Annotated in this window: 13 protein-coding genes; 9 read left to right on the forward strand and 4 right to left on the reverse strand. The window is 68.4% G+C overall.

Annotated elements, in window-relative coordinates; all coding sequences use genetic code 11:
- Positions 1 to 11: 11 nt before the first annotated feature.
- The 7 genes from HQ314_RS07095 (at position 12) to HQ314_RS07125 (ending at position 7618) form a co-directional block, all read left to right on the forward strand.
- Positions 12 to 995: an ABC transporter permease gene (locus HQ314_RS07095; RefSeq protein ID WP_231476222.1), complete on the forward strand. Its 984-nt coding sequence runs from the start codon at positions 12 to 14 to the stop codon at positions 993 to 995.
- The gene (locus HQ314_RS07100) at positions 992 to 2011 is read left to right on the forward strand and encodes an ABC transporter ATP-binding protein (RefSeq protein ID WP_222649710.1); all 1020 of its coding nucleotides are present in this window, start codon (positions 992 to 994) and stop codon (positions 2009 to 2011) included. The genes HQ314_RS07095 and HQ314_RS07100 overlap by 4 nt, the downstream gene beginning before the upstream one ends.
- Positions 1983 to 3014, forward strand: coding sequence for an ABC transporter ATP-binding protein (locus HQ314_RS07105; protein WP_231476221.1), 1032 nt, complete (start codon positions 1983 to 1985; stop codon positions 3012 to 3014). The genes HQ314_RS07100 and HQ314_RS07105 overlap by 29 nt, the downstream gene beginning before the upstream one ends.
- Before the next feature lie 10 nt (positions 3015 to 3024).
- Positions 3025 to 3741 carry a sulfite exporter TauE/SafE family protein gene (locus HQ314_RS07110; RefSeq protein ID WP_222631617.1) on the forward strand — a complete coding sequence of 239 codons (717 nt, stop codon included), beginning with the start codon at positions 3025 to 3027 and terminating at the stop codon, positions 3739 to 3741.
- 268 nt (positions 3742 to 4009) lie between these two features.
- Positions 4010 to 5323, forward strand: a complete 1314-nt coding sequence (locus HQ314_RS07115) for an enolase C-terminal domain-like protein (RefSeq protein WP_222650050.1) — start codon at positions 4010 to 4012, stop codon at positions 5321 to 5323.
- Positions 5320 to 6294 (forward strand): 2-hydroxyacid dehydrogenase, encoded by a 975-nt coding sequence (locus HQ314_RS07120; protein ID WP_222649711.1) that lies wholly within the window; start codon positions 5320 to 5322, stop codon positions 6292 to 6294. The genes HQ314_RS07115 and HQ314_RS07120 overlap by 4 nt, the downstream gene beginning before the upstream one ends.
- A gap of 88 nt (positions 6295 to 6382) precedes the next feature.
- Positions 6383 to 7618, forward strand: coding sequence for a YncE family protein (locus HQ314_RS07125; protein ID WP_261781491.1), 1236 nt, complete (start codon positions 6383 to 6385; stop codon positions 7616 to 7618).
- 67 nt (positions 7619 to 7685) lie between these two features.
- On the opposite strand, the gene HQ314_RS07130 is transcribed toward HQ314_RS07125, so the two are convergent.
- Both HQ314_RS07130 and HQ314_RS07135 read right to left on the reverse strand, forming a co-directional pair.
- Positions 7686 to 8846: an acyl-CoA dehydrogenase family protein gene (locus HQ314_RS07130; RefSeq protein WP_222649712.1), complete on the reverse strand. Its 1161-nt coding sequence runs from the start codon at positions 8844 to 8846 to the stop codon at positions 7686 to 7688.
- A gap of 11 nt (positions 8847 to 8857) precedes the next feature.
- A complete protein-coding gene (locus HQ314_RS07135) occupies positions 8858 to 10033 on the reverse strand; it encodes an acyl-CoA dehydrogenase family protein (RefSeq protein WP_027504702.1) in 1176 nt (391 codons plus the stop codon).
- Positions 10034 to 10131: 98 nt separating this feature from the next.
- Here HQ314_RS07135 and HQ314_RS07140 point away from each other — a divergent pair, with 98 nt between their 5' ends.
- The gene (locus HQ314_RS07140) at positions 10132 to 10743 is read left to right on the forward strand and encodes a histidine phosphatase family protein (RefSeq protein WP_051613109.1); all 612 of its coding nucleotides are present in this window, start codon (positions 10132 to 10134) and stop codon (positions 10741 to 10743) included.
- Between the two features lie 4 nt (positions 10744 to 10747).
- Here the strand turns inward: HQ314_RS07140 and HQ314_RS21695 are convergent, their stop codons facing one another.
- On the reverse strand, positions 10748 to 13039 hold the full coding sequence (locus HQ314_RS21695; RefSeq protein ID WP_222649713.1) for a bifunctional diguanylate cyclase/phosphodiesterase: 2292 nt from the start codon (positions 13037 to 13039) through the stop codon (positions 10748 to 10750).
- A 431-nt stretch (positions 13040 to 13470) separates the two neighbouring features.
- Here HQ314_RS21695 and HQ314_RS07150 point away from each other — a divergent pair, with 431 nt between their 5' ends.
- Positions 13471 to 14757, forward strand: coding sequence for an MFS transporter (locus tag HQ314_RS07150; protein WP_081821135.1), 1287 nt, complete (start codon positions 13471 to 13473; stop codon positions 14755 to 14757).
- Positions 14758 to 14799: 42 nt separating this feature from the next.
- On the opposite strand, the gene HQ314_RS07155 is transcribed toward HQ314_RS07150, so the two are convergent.
- Positions 14800 to 16494: a DEAD/DEAH box helicase gene (locus HQ314_RS07155; protein ID WP_222649714.1), complete on the reverse strand. Its 1695-nt coding sequence runs from the start codon at positions 16492 to 16494 to the stop codon at positions 14800 to 14802.
- Positions 16495 to 16631: the final 137 nt, after the last annotated feature.

The raw sequence follows: 16631 nt of genomic DNA on the forward strand, positions 1-16631 counted from the left end.
GAGGTACACCCATGACACTCGAAGCAAGCAAGGACAGCTCGGGCGTTCCGGTTCCCCCGGTGCTGCCGCCCACCCCGGACGCCGCGTCCGCGGCGCCCTCGCGCACGACCTCCATGCCGCTGTGGCGTCTGCTGCTGCGGGACCGCGTCGCCACCATCGCGGCGAGCATCCTGGTGCTCGTCTTCCTCACCGCGATCTTCGGTCCCATGCTGGTCGGCGACGCCGCCACCCGTCAGGACCTCGATCGATCCAACCTGGCACCGTTCTCCCTCGACACCGGCTTCATGAACATCCTCGGCACCGATCCGCTCGGCCGCAGCATGCTCGCCCGCCTGATCCTCGCCAGCCGGACCACGCTGTCGGTCGCGATCCCCGCAGTCATCCTGTCCGGCATCATCGGCTCGATCATCGGCATGTGGGCCGGTTACCACCGCGGCTGGCGCGAGACCGCCGCCATGCGCGTCGCCGACGTCATCATGAGCTTCCCGTCGTTGCTGATGGCCGTCGTCGTGCTGTACGTCTTCTCCCCCAGCGCCGCGAACATCGTGCTGATCCTGACCATCACCCGCATCCCGATCTACCTCCGCACGGCCCGCGCCGAGAGCGCGGAACTCCGATCGCGAGTCTTCGTCGACGCGGCCCGCACGTTCGGCGCCGGCAGCGGCGCGGTGATCCGTCGCCACGTGGTGCCGATTCTGCTGCCCACGTTGCTGACCGTCGCCACGCTCGACTTCTGCTTCGTGATGCTGGCCGAGTCGTCGCTCAGCTTCCTCGGCATCGGGATCCAGCCACCCGACATCAGCTGGGGCCTCATGGTGTCCCAGGGCCGCACCTACCTGCAGAGCGCCTGGTGGCTGTCGTTCTTCCCCGGACTCGCGATCGTCATCACCACCGTGTCCGCGACCGTGCTGGCCGCGTGGGCCCGCATCGCCACCGACCCGGCGCAGCGCTGGCGCCTCACCCTCCCGCGTTCGAAGAGAAAGGCACGTCGATGAGTGCTCCCGCTCTCGCCCGCACCGCGCTCGAGGTCGACGGTCTGACCGTCGAGATCCGCACCCCGTCGGGCACCGTGCGTGCCGTCGACGGAGTGTCGTTCAGCGCGAAGCGCGGCCGCACACTCGCACTGCTGGGCGAATCCGGCTGCGGCAAGTCCATGACGGCCCAGGCCCTCGTCGGGTTGCTCGAGCCGATCGCCGACATCGTCGACGGCACCGTCATGCTCGGCGACACCGATCTGGTGACGGCGAACTCCAGGACTCGACGCCGCATCGCCGCCACCGAGCTCGCCATCGTCTTCCAGGACGCGCTGACGGCACTGAACCCCGTCTACACCGTGGGCACACAGTTGGCGGAACCGTTCCGCATCCACCGCGGCATGTCGGCGAAAGCTGCACGTGTCGAGGCGATCTCGCTGATGGAGCGGGTGGGCATCCCGGAGCCCGAGTCGCGCGCCGACTCCTACCCGCACCAGTTCTCGGGCGGTATGCGTCAGCGCCTGCTCATCGCGATGGCCGTCGCCCTGGGGCCCACCGTGCTGCTGGCGGACGAGCCCACCACCGCTCTCGACGTCACCGTGCAAGCGCAGATCATGTCGTTGCTGCGCGACCTGCGCACCGAGCACGACATGGCCGTCATCCTCATCACACACGACCTCGCGCTGGTCGCGGAGGAAGCCGACGACGTCGCCGTCATGTACGCCGGCACCGTCGTCGAGACGGGACCCGTCGCCGAGGTGTTCGGCTCGCCGCAGCATCCGTACACGAAGGGACTGCTCGACTCGGTCCCCGTCGCCACCGTGCGCGGCGAGCACCTGAAGTCCATCGGCGGCACCCCGCCGGATCTGCACTCCATCCCGCCGGGATGCGTGTACCAGGCCCGATGCCCCATCGCGCGCGCCGTCTGCGTCGCGCAGCGCCCCGAGCTCCGCAGTGTCGCCGGCACCGGCCGTGCGACCGCATGCCATTTCCCCGAGGAGGTGTCCGGTGTCCGTTACGACGACAGTGGCGAGTGAGGCCGCGGCCACGCAGGCTGCACCGTTGCTCCAGGTCCGTGGAGTCTCCAAGACGTTCGACGTCGCCGCCGGCAGCGGCGGCCACAAGAAACTGCGGGCTCTCGACGGCATCGACCTCGAGCTGCGACGCGGCGAGACCCTCGGCCTCGTCGGTGAGTCCGGTTGCGGCAAGTCCACACTCGCGCGCACCCTGATGATGCTCGAACGACCCGACACGGGCACCGTGTCGTGGGACGGCGTCGATCCGTTCGGCCTGAAGGGCAAGGAACTGCTCGCGTGGCGTCGTCGGATCCAGATGGTCTTCCAGGACCCGTACGGATCGCTCAACTCGAGGATGTCGGCGGCGGAGATCATCTCGGAGCCGTGGCACACGCATCGCACGATGTACAAGACCAAGCGCGACCGCGCCGCCCGCGTCCGGGAGCTGCTGCACCTCGTCGGTCTGCGTCCCAGCGACGAGCACCGCTACCCGCAGGAGTTCTCAGGTGGTCAGCGCCAGCGTCTCGGCATCGCGCGGGCCCTGGCACTCGACCCGAGTGTCGTGGTGTGCGACGAGCCCGTCTCGGCTCTCGACCTGTCGGTCCAGGCGCAGGTGCTGAACCTGCTCTCGGATCTGCAGAAGGAGCTCGGCATCAGCTACGTCTTCATCTCGCACGACCTGTCGGTGGTGCGCCACGTCGCCGACCGGGTTGCCGTGATGTACCTCGGCCGGATCATCGAGACCGGACCGACCGACGACGTCTTCGACCACCCCACGCACCCGTACACCGAGGCACTGATGTCGGCAGCCCCGACGCTGGATCCCTCGACCCGGCGTTCGCGCATCCTCCTGGAGGGCGAGGTACCGTCGCCTCTGAACCCGCCGTCGGGCTGCCGTTTCCGCACACGCTGCGCGCACGCGACGGACGTCTGCGCCACGGGTATCCCCCCGTCGGTCGGGCGTCTCGGGAACCTGCACATCGCCGAGTGCCACCACCCGAGATCGGACGCCGTGGCCGTATGACCGTGCTCGCGTGACCGGCCTCGAATGGCTGGTCGTGGGCGTCGCGATCTTCACGGCGTCGTGTCTCCAGTCGTCCATCGGGTTCGGGATGGGGATGGTCGCGGCGCCCGTCCTGGCCATCATCGATCCGCGGATGGTGCCCGGCACGATCATCCTGCTCGCCACCGCGCTCACCGCGCTGGTGGTGGTGCGGGAGCGCACGAGCATCGACGTGCGCGGGGCCGGCTGGGCACTGGTGGGACGGGTGCCCGGCGTGATCGCCGGCGCCGCGCTGCTCGTCGTGCTGCCCGAGCGGGGAGTCTCCATCATGCTCGGCGCAGTGGTGCTGTTCGGCGTCGTGGCCACGGCGATCGGCTGGTCGCCGACACCGCGACGCGGATCGCTCATGACCGCGGGCGCCGCGTCCGGACTGCTCGGCACGGCCACCTCCATCGGCGGGCCACCCATGGCGCTGATCTGGAGCGGCAGCAGCGGCGCCGCGTTGCGCAGCACCATGAGCGGCTTCTTCCTGATCGGCTCCCTGATGTCGCTCGCCGCGCTGGGGGTCACCGGCTCCCTCGACGCGCACTCCCTGGCGACCGGCGCCCTGCTCCTGCCCGTCGTCGCACTCGGGTACGTGGCCTCGCGCTGGGTGAACCGCGTACTCGACCGTCGTCGGCTGCGATGGGTGTCCATCGTCGTCTCGGCGGGTGGTGCGCTCGTGCTGCTGGTCGATGCGGTGGTGTGAGGTGTGCGGTTGCGGTGGGTGCAGCGCTGGCGCTTCCGGGAGCGCACACACCCTCTGGTGAGCGCACACCCGCTACAGCCGACTGGACGGGGTGTGCGCTTCATGGCAGATGTGCGCACTCGGCGCCGGCGCACTCGATCGATACTCACCCTGCATCGTTGCATCCACAAATGGTGTTGGACGGGAATGAATCACCCGCCCTAGGCTCGTCGACGTGAGCACCGTCACCGAGGTCCGAACCTCCCATGCCACGCCCGTCGTCACCGCGATGCGCGTCGTTCCCGTCGCCGGCCACGACAGCATGCTGCTGAATCTCAGCGGCGCCCATGCACCGTTCTTCACCCGGAACCTGGTCGTGCTGACCGACTCCGACGGGCGCACCGGTGTGGGCGAGGTGCCGGGTGGCGAGCCCATCCGCCGCTGCCTGGAGGACGCCCGCGTCCTCGTCGAGAACGCCTCGGTCGGCAACTACCACGCCGTGCTCAACGCGATGCGCCGCGCGTTCGCGGACCGCGACTCCGGCGGACGCGGCGCCCAGACCTTCGATCTGCGGATCGCCGTGCACGCCGTGACGGCCGTCGAGAGCGCACTGCTCGATCTGCTCGGCCAGCACCTGGGTGTGAGCGTCGCGGCCCTGCTCGGCGACGGCCGCCAGCGCGACCGAGTGCAGGCGCTCGGGTATCTCTTCTTCCTCGGCGACCGGAACAAGACGGATCTCGCGTACCGCGCACCCTCGGACGAGGGCAGTTCCGCCGACGCCTGGTCCCGTCTGCGCCACGAGGAGGCACTGACTCCCGACGCCGTGGTCGCACTCGCGGAAGCGGCGCACGCCAGGTACGGCTTCCAGGACTTCAAGCTCAAGGGCGGCGTACTCCCCGCAGCGCAGGAGGCCGACGCGGTCCGTGCGCTCGCGGAACGATTCCCCTCTGCGCGGATCACCCTGGACCCCAACGGCGGCTGGCTCCTGAAGGACGCGATCGAGACGTGCCGTGGTCTGCGGGACGTCCTCGCCTACGCGGAGGATCCCGTCGGGCCCGAGGGCGGCTTCTCCGGCCGCGAGGTGATGGCGGAGTTCAAGCGCGCCACCGGCCTGCCCACCGCCACCAACATGATCGCCACCGACTGGCGCGAGATGGGACACACCATTCGATCCGGCGCCGTCGACATCCCGCTCGCGGATCCCCATTTCTGGACGATGAACGGATCGGTCCGCGTCGCGCAACTCTGCGATGCCTGGGGTCTGACGTGGGGATCGCACTCCAACAACCACTTCGACGTCTCGCTCGCCATGTTCACGCACGTCGCAGCTGCCGCTCCCGGTGAGATCACCGCCATCGACACGCACTGGATCTGGCAGGACGGGCAGCGCATCACGACGAATCCGTTCCCCATCGTGGACGGGTACCTCACCGTCCCCGACGTGCCGGGTCTCGGAGTGACCCTCGACATGGAGCGCGTCGAGGCCGCACACGAGCTGTACCAGCGCGAGGGCCTCGGGGCCCGCGACGATGCGGTCGGCATGCAGTACCTGGTGCCGGACTGGACGTTCGACAGCAAGCGGCCGGCTCTGCAGCGCGCATGAAAGTCGTTGTCGCCGATCGCAATTTGATTCCCTACCGCGAGACATTGGAGAACGGGACGCCCGACGGCACCGAGCTGTCCTGGCACGAACGCTTCGACGAGGACGCACTGATCGCCGATCTTGCCGATGCCGACATCCACGTGGGCGGCAAGGTCACCGACGCCATGGCGCGAGCCGGCACGCGGCTGCGACTCGTGCAGGTCGTCGGCGCGGGCGTCGACAACGTGGCGCGCGCAGCACTTCCGTCGACGACCGTGGTCGCGAACACGTTTCATCACGAGGACTCGATCGCCGAGTACGTCCTCGCCGCCGCGATTCTGCTCCGACGCGGATTCCTCGATCAGGACCGCGCTCTGCGACAGGGCGTGTGGGCAACCTCCGTCTACGACCATGCGCTACCCCAACCCGACGCCACTGCCGGCGCGCGGGTGGGCTTCGTCGGCTTCGGCCACATCGGGCAGCGCTCGTGGTCGCTGCTGCGCACCCTCGGATGCATCGGCGCTACCGTGACTGGACGCGGCGCCGTCGATGCGGTCGCCCATGGCCTGGACTGGGCCGGCTCGACCGACGAACTCGACAGGCTGGCCGACGAGTCCGACATCATGGTCGTCTCGGCTCCCCTGACGACAGCGACGAGCGGCATGATCGGCCCCGCGCAGCTGCGAGCCCTCGGACCGCGGGGCGTTCTGATCAACGTCGGACGTGGCCCACTGGTGCAGGAACGTCCTCTCTACGAGGCACTCTCGCGTGGTGACCTGGGTGCTGCCGCGATCGACGTCTGGTACGACTACCCCGGTCCCGACGGGCACGGCGAACCGAGTGCGCACCCGTTCGGGGCACTGCCCAACGTGCTCATGACACCGCACTCGTCGGGCATCACCCGTCGCACCTTCGACGGCCGGTGTCGCGACGTCCTCGAGAACATCCGACGCATTGCCGACGCAGTCGATGTGAAGAATCCCGTTACCTGACAGTTCGTCCCGTGTGTCCCCTTGCTCCGGTTACTCTGATTCGGCCGGGGGGCACGGGGCACCTCGACGACATTCTCGGGGGCCGCACATGACCGTTCGCACCACACTTCTCACCGTTGCCACCGCCGCACTGACGGCGATGGGCACCGTTGCCGTAGCGACCCCGGCGGTGGCTGCGCCCGGGCTCACGGACGTGCTGTTCGTGGCCAACAACTGGTACGGGACCGCGGACTACCTCACCCCCGACGGCAACCTGACCAGACTGGGTCGGTTGAACGTCGTGCCGGACAAGGAACAGCGCCTCGCGGAGATCTACCGGAATCCAGTGCGCGCCGCGTTCTACTTCGGAATCCGGCAGTTGGTGGGCGAGGGTCACGACCAGTACGCCGACGACATGTACACCTCGAAGGACGGCAGGAAGCTGATCGTCTCGCGGCCCAGCTTCGCCGACGTCGTCTCCCTCGACATCGCAACCGGTGCGATCGATTGGCGGTTCGCCGTCGACGGTCAGCGCGCCGATCACATGGCGATCTCGGACGACGGCACACAGGTCGCTGTCTCGGCGTCGACGGCCAACACGGTGCACATCCTGGACACGACGAACGGCCGCGAGATCGGCAGATTCCCCACCGGCACCTCCCCGCACGAGAACGTGTACACGAAAGACGGCCGCTACATCATCAACGCGAGCATCGGCCGCGTCGAGTCACCCCTCGACGCGCCCGCTCTCGGCGTGACCAAGTTCCCGCGCTGGATCGCCTTCTACGACAGGACCACCGGGGCCGTCACGCGCCAGATCGACATCGGGCGCAAGCTGGCCGAGGCCGGGCACCCCGACATGAGTTCGTCCGTCCGCCCGATGACGCTCTCGCCGGACGAGCGTTTCCTCTACCTGCAGGTCTCTTTCTTCCACGGCATCGTGGAGTACGACCTGCAGCAGGACCGGGTGACCCGGGTGGCGGATCTGCCCATCACCGCTGCGGCGGCGACACTTCCGCGCGAGTCGTACCTGCTCGACTCGGCCCATCACGGCATTGCGATGAACACCGCCGGCACCAAGATGTGCGTCGCGGGAACGATGTCGGACTACGCCACCGTGGTCTCGCGGGACACCCTGACGGCGGGGCCTCTGGTGACGTCCGGTGAGAAGCCCTACTGGTCCACGCGCAGTGCCGACGGTCAGTACTGCTTCGTGTCGTGGGCCGGTAGCGACAAGGTTTCTGCGATCTCGTTCGACACCGGTCTGGAAGTGGGCAGCGCTGCGGTCGGCGACCATCCGCAGCGGATGCGCACCGGCGTCGTCACTGCTGCGATCACCGGCTGACCACCACATTCCCGAACAGGACGAAGGCCGGTCACCACGCGGGCGACCGGCCTTCGTCGAGGCGGTGCTAGGAGACGCCGAGCATCTCGTGATCCTTCAGCGACGACGTGATCACCCGGAGGTGATCGTCGACCCCGCCGAGCGTGTGCTCGATGGCCGTGAGACGCGAGAAATAATGTCCCACAGGGTATTCGTCCGTCACACCGATTCCGCCGTGCAGCTGGATCGACTCCTGGCCGATCTGCCGGGCGGAGCGTCCGATCTGCAGCTTCGCCCGCGACGCGACCGTGGGATCCGGAGATCCGTCGGCCAGCGACATCGTCGCGTAGAGCGCCATGCTGCGTGCCAGTTCGAGCTGCACGTACATGTCCGCAGCGCGGAACGTCAGTGCCTGGAACTTGGCGAGCGGCACACCGAACTGCTTGCGCTGCTTCAGGTACTCCGTGGTGAGTCGCAGCGACTCCTCCATCGCACCGAGCGTCTCGGCAGCGAGAGCCGCCTGCGCACGGACGTTGGACGCCACGATGGCGGCACTGGCGTCGCCGCCGTCACCGAGCGGTTCCCCCGCGACGTCCGACAGCTCGAGCGACGCGCCGCGCAGACCGTCGTGGGTGCGGTAGGTCTTGCGCGTGAGTCCCTCGGCATCGGCCGCGACCAGGAACAGGCCCACGCCTCCGCCGGGCAGCGCTGCGCTGATGACGAAGTGATCGGCGCAGTCACCGTGCAGCACAGGGTTCTTCACACCCGAGAGTGCCCACGAGCCACCCGATCCGGCCGGCCTCCGGCCTTCACGCAGGTCCTCGGTGGCCGACGTCGACACCTCGGCCGCCGGCCAGCGGGTGCCCGGCTCGGAATGCGCGAACGCGAGAAGGGTCTGCCCCTCCGCGACGCCCGGCAGGATGCGCTGACGCTGATCGGTCGATCCGACCTCGGTGATGAGACCACCCGGAATCAGCACGCAGTCCAGCAGCGGCTCGGGTGCGAGGCGGCGACCGATCTCGGTCATGACCGCGAAGGTCTCGACCGGTCCGGCGTCCATGCCGCCGTCGTCCTCGGCGAAACTGAGGCCGAGCAGGCCCAGCTCGGCGAACTGCTTCCAGACCGATTCGGTCCAGCCGCGCTCGCTCTCCACCGCTGCCTTGCGCTTCTCGTTGTCGTAACTGCGGGCGAGCACGTCACGCACCGTGTCGCGCAGCAGCTTCTGTTCTTCGTCCAGTTCGAACTGCATGTCGTGCGCTCCTAGAGACCGAGAATGCCGGACGCGATGATGGTGCGCTGCACCTCGTTCGAGCCGCCGTAGATGGATGTCTTGCGGAAGTTCAGGTAGGTCGGGGTCGCACGCTGCGCCCAGACCGGTGTCGGCGAGTCCTCTCCGGCCGCGAACGGGAGCGAGTCCGGTCCCGCCACGTCGGTGAGGATCTCGGTGGCCAACTGCTGCAGCTCGCTGCCCCGGAGCTTGAGCACCGACGACGCCGGGTTCTCCTTGCCGGAGACGTAGCTGGAGACGATGCGCAGCTGGGTGAGCTCGAGTGCGAGCACCTGGTTCTCGAGCTCGGCGAACCGAGCGGCGAAGACCGGATCGTCGAGCAGCGTGCCGGTCCCGACCGTGGTCTCGGCCGCGAGCGCCTTGGCCTGCGCCAGCTTGGTCTTGGTGAAGCCGAGTCGCGTGATGCCGGTGCGCTCGTTGCTCAGCAGGAACTTGGCGTAGGTCCAGCCGGCGTTCTCCTCGCCGACGAGGTTCTCGACGGGGACGCGGACGTCCTCGAACCAGACCTCGTTGACCTCGTGGCCGCCGTCGATCAGCTTGATCGGGCGCACGGTGATGCCGGGGGTCTTCAGGTCGACCAGGATGAACGAGATACCGGCCTGCTTCTTCGGCGCGTCCGGGTTGGTGCGCGCCAGCACGAAGATCCAATCGGCGTACTGGCCGAGCGTGGTCCACGTCTTCTGACCGTTGATGACGTACTCGTCACCGTCGCGCAGAGCGACCGTGCGCAGCGACGCGAGGTCCGATCCCGCCTCGGGCTCGGAGAAGCCCTGGCACCACCAGATGTCGAGGTTCTGCGTGGGCGGGAGGAACTTCTGCTTCTGCTCCTCGCTGCCGAAGGTCGCGATGACGGGCCCCACCATCGAGATGTTGAAGGCCAGGGGCTCGGGCACCGACGCGAGCTGCAGCTCGTCCAACCAGATGTGGTGCTGCATCGGGGTCCAGTCCTTGCCACCCCATTCGACGGGCCAGTGCGGGCTCGCCATGCCGTGCTTGTTCAGGATCTGCAGCGTCGTGATCATGTCCTCGCGCTCGAGTTCCTCGCCTGCCGCGTTGCGCTCGCGGATATCGGCAGGGATCTCGGTACGGAAGAAAGTTCGCATCTCGTCGCGGAACGCAGCTTCCTCATCGGTGAGTGCCAGGTTCATCTGTGACCTTTCGAAGTCCTTCGCTGATCTCTAGCACCGTACTCTCCGGTAACCAGGCTCGGACAGGGGTGCCGTCGACCGATATTCTGGGCCCGACCATGACCGATCACCTCGACTCCCGGGCGCGGAGCACCTCTGTCCGAGTGGCCCTCGTGCGCCACGGCGAGACCGACTGGAACGTCGAGGGGCGTCTGCAGGGCTCCTCCGACATCCCGCTCAACGACATCGGGCGCAGCCAGGCCCGGACAGCGGCCGCCGCGCTGGCCGACGACTCGTGGGACACCCTCGTCAGCTCGCCGCTCTCGCGGGCGTCGGAGACCGCCGACATCATCGGCCACGTCATCGGGCTCACCCGCTCGGCCGACCACGAGGACCTGATGGAACGTCGCTTCGGACGTGCCGAGGGCATGACCGGCTACGAGGCGTGGGCGTACTGGCCCGACGGTGACTACCCGGGCGCCGAGTCGCACGAGGCGCTCGCCGAGCGGGGGCGTCGTCGACTCGACCTGCTGGCCGACGAGAACCCCGGCAGGTCCCTCGTCGCCGTGGCACACGGCGGCATCATCCGGGCCGTGCTCAGGTCCATCACCGGCCACCCTGCGCCGCGCATCGCGAACGCCGGCGTGAGCATCGTCGTCCGCGACGACGACGGCTGGTCGGTCCGCACCGTCAACTCGGTTCCCGTCCGCCACGGCCGACGGCTCCGCTGACGCGTCAGGAGAGGAACGTCTCCACGGGCGCGGGGCGCCCGTAGAGGTACCCCTGTGCGTACGTGCAGCCGAGTTCGGTGACGATGCGCTCCTGCTCCGTCGTCTCCACGCCCTCGGCGACGGTGCGCATGGTCAGCGCGGTGGCCATGGCCTCGATGGCCGTCACGATGGACACCGACGCGTCGTCGACCGGGACGCGGTCGATGAACGACTTGTCGATCTTGATGACGGTGATGGGCAGATCTCGTAGGCGACCGAGCGAGGAGTACCCCATCCCGAAGTCGTCGAGCACCAGCACGATGTCCTGCTCGGCGAGACGTGCGAGGACCCGATTGGCCACCACCGGATCGGCGATGAGGGCACTCTCGGTCACCTCGAGCCCGAGCACCGACCCGTCCAGACCGTGCGACGCCAGCAGGTCCGCGACGACGTCCGGGAGCCGCTCGTCACGCAGCTGCAGCACGGAGAGGTTCACCGACATCGACATGCGCGGCGCTCCCGCCGCCCGCAATCGCACCAGATCGCCCAGAGCCGTGTCGAGTACCCAGGTCCCGATCTCGGAGATCATGTTGGTGGCCTCGGCGACCGGGATGAACTCGTCCGGCCCCACCCAGCGGCCGCGATGCTTCCACCGCACCAGGGCCTCGTAGACCAGCACGTCGTGGGTCCGCAGCGACACGATGGGTTGGTAGTGCACCGCCATCTCCCCGCGCGCGACCGCGCCGCGCAGCGCGCTGCCCAGCTCGACCGACCGGGTCGCCGCGGTGCGCAGGGACTCGTCGAAGAACGCGTAGGCCGCCGGCCCGCGGAACTTGGCGTCGTACATCGCCGTGTCGGCCTCGCGGACCAGATCGTCCGCCAACCCGGCGGGACCGCAGGACGTCGCGATGCCGATGCTGACGCTCACGTACAGCGACGCCACACTCAACTCGAACGGTTCCGCGAACGCGGCCAGGAGCAGTTCCGCGAGTTCCTCGGCACGGGCCCGGTCACAGTGCGCCACCACCACGAACTCGTCGCCGGCGTACCGCACCACGTCCTCGTCGGCGGAGACCACGCGCCGGATGCGCTGCGCCGCCGCCTGGATGAGCTCGTCGCCCGCGCGGTGGCCGTACGAGTCGTTGACGACCTTGAAGTTGTCGAGGTCCGCGAACAGCACGGTGGTGGCCGACGCCGACGAGGACGGCCTCCGCGCAGCGCGTTCCAGGATCGACTCGAGCATGGACCGATCGGGGAGACCGGTGAGCGAATCGTGGGTGGCGTCGTGGCGGGCCTTGTCCTCGCTGCGCTGCACCCGGCTCAGCGCCCGCTCACCGCGGACGAACATTCCCACCAGGATCACGGCCAGGAATGTCGAGCGGACCACCACGTCCGCGGTCCCCACCGCGTCGCCGACGAGCGGCAGCGCGGCGCAGGTGGCGACGAGCGCGACGGACACCGTCATCCGCTGCCGGGTGAGCGCGGCCGTCACACCTCCCGCGCGGCCCACCCACGCCATCGACGGATGCAGCGACGCGGCGGCCAGCAGGACGAACGCGAGCAGATACATCGCGTCGAGGACGACCGCGGGCGGGGCGACCGAGCGGGCCGTCGCGATCGCGTAGCCGAGATCGCCGACGATGGTGACGAGCAGTGCGGCGACGAGGAGAACCAGGGACACGTTGAAGCGGCTCTTCGACAACAGCAGGAAGAACGCCATGGTGAACAGGCCGGCGTCGATCGCGGGGAACAGCCCGTTGAGCACCACGGACGGTACGTCCCGCGTGGTCGAGAGGACCGGAGCCACCAGCAGCACCCAGGACACGAACGTCATGCCCAGCGTGACCAGGACCGCGTCGATGATGGTCGGGGTGGGCCGCGAGTTTCCCCCTCGCCGCGACCAGCCCACGATGCCGAGGACGAGCAGCAGGTAGCCGAGCAACACCAGCACCTCCGGCAGCAGCCGGATCGCCGAGGGCAGGTCCGCGCGCACGCTCCGCGCGGACAGGCCCACCAGGAAGGACGTCGCCGCGCCGAGCATGCACCGCCAGGCGTACGTGTCGGTCGGGCTGTTGCGCCGCAGGCCGATCAGGACCACGACCATGCAGCCGATGGCGCCCACCGCGAAGACGCCGGTCCGGATCGATGCGGGCACGATCAGGTAGACGGCCAGCACCACGGCGGCCACCGTGAACGACGCCGCCAGGTAGCGCCCCGGCGACCGGACGGGCCCACCGAGGCGCGATCGGTCCAGCGCCGCAGCGGTCAGTCGTGGGGGAACGGGCGTCGACACCATCGACTCGTCCTCCTCGACCACCGCGCGTGAGCGTGTCCCCCGAACCACGACCTGTCCGACCACAATCTATCCGTCCACAACCTAGCTGAGCAGTGGAAAGACGAGCAGCGCCGAGGCAGCAGTCATGCCTGCGCGGACGGCGCCGAGGCTGCCGACAGTGCCCGAGATCGGATGCCGCCGCTCCCGCGCCGCGACACCGACGACGACGGTCCGTGCGAGGGCCAGGTGAGAGGTGGTTTCCGGTGCCGAACGGCCACTGTCGCGGCAGCCCGGGCGCCGTAACGACTCGATAACGAAGAGACCGATCGCCCCTCTCGATGCTGAGGTTCGGCCACTACTTCGGTAGGTCTGGGTGAGTGAGTACTTCCGAATCAGGTTCTGTCGACAACCCGACACCGGCGCTGAAGGACGCTCCGCCCGGGGTTCTCCGGCGCGCGATCGGCGCATCGGCGATGGGCAACGCGACCGAGTGGTTCGACTACGGCGTGTACGCCTACACGGCCACGTACATCTCGCGCGCGTTCTTCCCGGACGACCTCGAGTCCGCCACCCTGCTGACGCTGGGCATCTTCGCGGTGTCCTTCCTCGTGCGGCCGCTCGGCGGCCTGGTCTGGGGACCACTGGGGGACCGTCTCGGCCGCAAGCACGTCCTCGCACTGACCATCATCCTGATGGGCACCGCGACCTTCCTCATCGGTGTCATCCCGAGTTACGCCTCGATCGGCTTCTGGGCACCGGTTCTGCTGGTGATCCTGCGCATGATCCAGGGCTTCTCCACCGGCGGTGAGTACGGCGGCGCAGCCACCTTCATGGCCGAGTACTCCCCCGACCGCAAGCGCGGCTTCTACGGCAGCTTCCTCGAGTTCGGCACACTCGGCGGCTTCTCCCTCGGCGCCCTCGTGGTGCTGGCCGTCGACCTGCTCTCCACCGACGCGTTCATGGACACGTGGGGCTGGCGCCTGCCGTTCTTCGTCGCCGGGCCGCTGGCGCTCATCGGGCTCTACATGCGGTCCAAGCTCGAGGACACCCCGGTGTTCCGTGAACTCGAGAACGAGGACGCGGTGGAGCACAAGACGTCCACCCAGTTCCGCGAACTGATCGCCACCTACTGGCGACCGATCCTCACGCTGATGGGCCTCGTCGTCGCGCTCAACGTCTGCAACTACACCCTGCTGAGCTACATGCCGACCTATCTGGAGAGCCGGATCGGCCTGTCGAGCACGTCGTCGCTGTTCCTCGTCGTCATCGGGCAGTTCGCCATGATGCTCGTCATTCCGTTCGCCGGAGCACTGTCGGACAAGGTGGGGCGCAAGCCACTGTGGCTCGTCTCGATGGTCGGACTGCTGATCTTCGCGATCCCGATGTACATGCTGATGACGGTCAACTTCGGCTGGGCCATCGTCGCGTTCACCGTGCTGGGCCTGCTCTACGTCCTGCAGCTCTCGACCATCTCGGCGACGTTCCCGGCCATGTTCCCGACGCACGTCCGGTTCGCCGGCTTCGCCATCGCCTACAACGTGTCGACCTCGTTGTTCGGTGGCACGGCGCCGGCGGCCAACGAGTGGCTCGTCGAACGGACCGGCAACGATCTCGTCCCGGCGTTCTACATGATGGGCGCCTGCGTCGTCGGACTGATCGCACTGCTCTTCGTCGCCGAGACGGCGGGCGCGTCGATCCGCGGCCGCGGAGTCCCCGGTGTCGACACCGACGCGCATCCCTCGGCGTTGCAGAAGAGCTGACGCACCGCACCCCCGCGAGACTCTCGCGGGGGTGCGCTGGTGTCAGTGCTTGCCGCGGGGCGGTCCGCCGTCGCGCTGCAGCTGAATGAGCACTCCGCTGATCCTGGTGCGGCGCAACGCTTCCAACGTCTCGTCCGCGAGATCCGCCGGGAGCTCGACCAGGCTGTGATCCGGCCGGATGCTGATGTGCCCGAAGTCGCTGCGCCGCAGCCCGCCCTCGTTGGCGATGGCACCGACGATGGCACCGGGCGCCACCTTGTGCCGCTTGCCGACGCTGATCCGGTACACCGCCAGATCCTGATCGCCCTTGCGAGACTTGCGCAACGGCGGTGCGTCCCGATCGTCGAACTTGCGCTCGGGGCGCTCGCGCTTCTCCCTCGGCGGGGGCGGCGGCTCGGGCGACATGAGGAACGCGTCGCCGTCCCGCGACTGCGTCGCCAGCGCCGCGGCGATGTCCGCGAGCGGCACGTCGTGCTCGCGCTCGTAGTCCTCGATGAGTCGACGGAACAGACCGAGCGACGTCGAGGACAGCGACTGGGTGATGGAGTCGGCGAACTTGGCCACGCGCTGCGCGTTGACGTCGTCGACGCTCGGCAGCTGCATCTCGGTGATCGGCTGCCGCGTCGCCTTCTCGATGGCCTTGAGCAGATGACGCTCCCGCGGCGCGACGAACAGCAGCGCCTCGCCCGCGCGCCCGGCGCGACCGGTCCGCCCGATGCGGTGCACGTACGACTCGGTGTCGTGCGGGATGTCGTAGTTGACGACGTGCGAGATCCGCTCGACGTCGAGACCGCGGGCCGCGACGTCGGTGGCGACGAGCACGTCGAGCGCACCGTTCTTGAGCTGACCGATGGTCCGCTCGCGCTGCGCCTGCACGATGTCACCGTTGATGGCGGCGGCCGAGTAGCCCCGCGCCCGCAACTTCTCGGCGAGCTCCTCCGTGGCCTGCTTGGTGCGGACGAAGATGATCATCGCCTCGAAGTCCTCGACCTCGAAGATCCGCGTCAACGCGTCGAGCTTGCGCTGATGCGCCACCTGCACGTACCGCTGCGTGATGTTGGGGGCGGTGGACGTCTTCGTCTTCACCGTGATCTCGACCGGATCGTGCAGATACTGCTGCGAGATCTTGCGGATCGCCGACGGCATGGTGGCCGAGAACAGCGCCACCTGCTTGTACTCGGGGGTGTCCGCGAGGATGCGCTCGACGTCCTCCTGGAATCCCATCTTCAGCATCTCGTCGGCCTCGTCGAGCACGAGATACTCGAGGTGCGACAGATCCAGCGTGCCCTTCTCGAGGTGGTCGATGACGCGCCCGGGCGTGCCGACGACGATGTGGGCGCCGCGCCGCAGACCGGAGAGCTGGATGCCGTACGCCTGCCCGCCGTAGATGGGCAGGATGTGCAGGCCCTCGATGTGGATGGCGTACTTGCCGAACGCCTCGGCCACCTGGATGGCCAGCTCGCGGGTGGGCGCGAGAACCAGCGCCTGCGGCACCCGGTTGGCGACGTCGAGGCGCGAGAGGATCGGCACGGCGAACGCGGCGGTCTTGCCGGTGCCGGTCTGCGCGAGGCCGACGACGTCGTTCCCGGCCATCAACGGCGGGATGGTGGCTGCCTGAATGGGCGACGGCGTCTCGTACCCGACGTCCGCGAGGGCTTTCAGCACACGCTCGTCGATACCGAGATCGACGAACGAGGGGGTGTCGGTGGACACCGTTTCCGACTCGGAAGTGCTCATGTGCACCAGAGTCTAGTCCAGCGACCACCTGCAGAACGACAACTGTTCGAACAGGACAAAGCGGATACGGCACTACGATCACCGCAGCATCGCTTCATGTGATCCAATACACAACAAACCTGCTGCTACTGGAAGGT

It is taken from the genome of Rhodococcus sp. BP-332 (assembly GCF_019836065.1).
Classification (GTDB): Bacteria; Actinomycetota; Actinomycetes; order Mycobacteriales; family Mycobacteriaceae; genus Rhodococcoides.

Coding starts and splice junctions, on each gene's coding strand:
- HQ314_RS07095 (WP_231476222.1), top strand. CDS start 12: ATGACACTCGAAGCAAGCAAGGACAGCTCGGGCGTTCCGGTTCCCCCG.
- HQ314_RS07100 (WP_222649710.1), top strand. CDS start 992: ATGAGTGCTCCCGCTCTCGCCCGCACCGCGCTCGAGGTCGACGGTCTG.
- HQ314_RS07115 (WP_222650050.1), top strand. CDS start 4,010: ATGCGCGTCGTTCCCGTCGCCGGCCACGACAGCATGCTGCTGAATCTC.
- HQ314_RS07120 (WP_222649711.1), top strand. CDS start 5,320: ATGAAAGTCGTTGTCGCCGATCGCAATTTGATTCCCTACCGCGAGACA.
- HQ314_RS07125 (WP_261781491.1), top strand. CDS start 6,383: ATGACCGTTCGCACCACACTTCTCACCGTTGCCACCGCCGCACTGACG.
- HQ314_RS07130 (WP_222649712.1), bottom strand. CDS start 8,846: ATGCAGTTCGAACTGGACGAAGAACAGAAGCTGCTGCGCGACACGGTG.
- HQ314_RS07135 (WP_027504702.1), bottom strand. CDS start 10,033: ATGAACCTGGCACTCACCGATGAGGAAGCTGCGTTCCGCGACGAGATG.
- HQ314_RS07140 (WP_051613109.1), top strand. CDS start 10,132: ATGACCGATCACCTCGACTCCCGGGCGCGGAGCACCTCTGTCCGAGTG.
- HQ314_RS07150 (WP_081821135.1), top strand. CDS start 13,471: ATGGGCAACGCGACCGAGTGGTTCGACTACGGCGTGTACGCCTACACG.
- HQ314_RS07155 (WP_222649714.1), bottom strand. CDS start 16,494: ATGAGCACTTCCGAGTCGGAAACGGTGTCCACCGACACCCCCTCGTTC.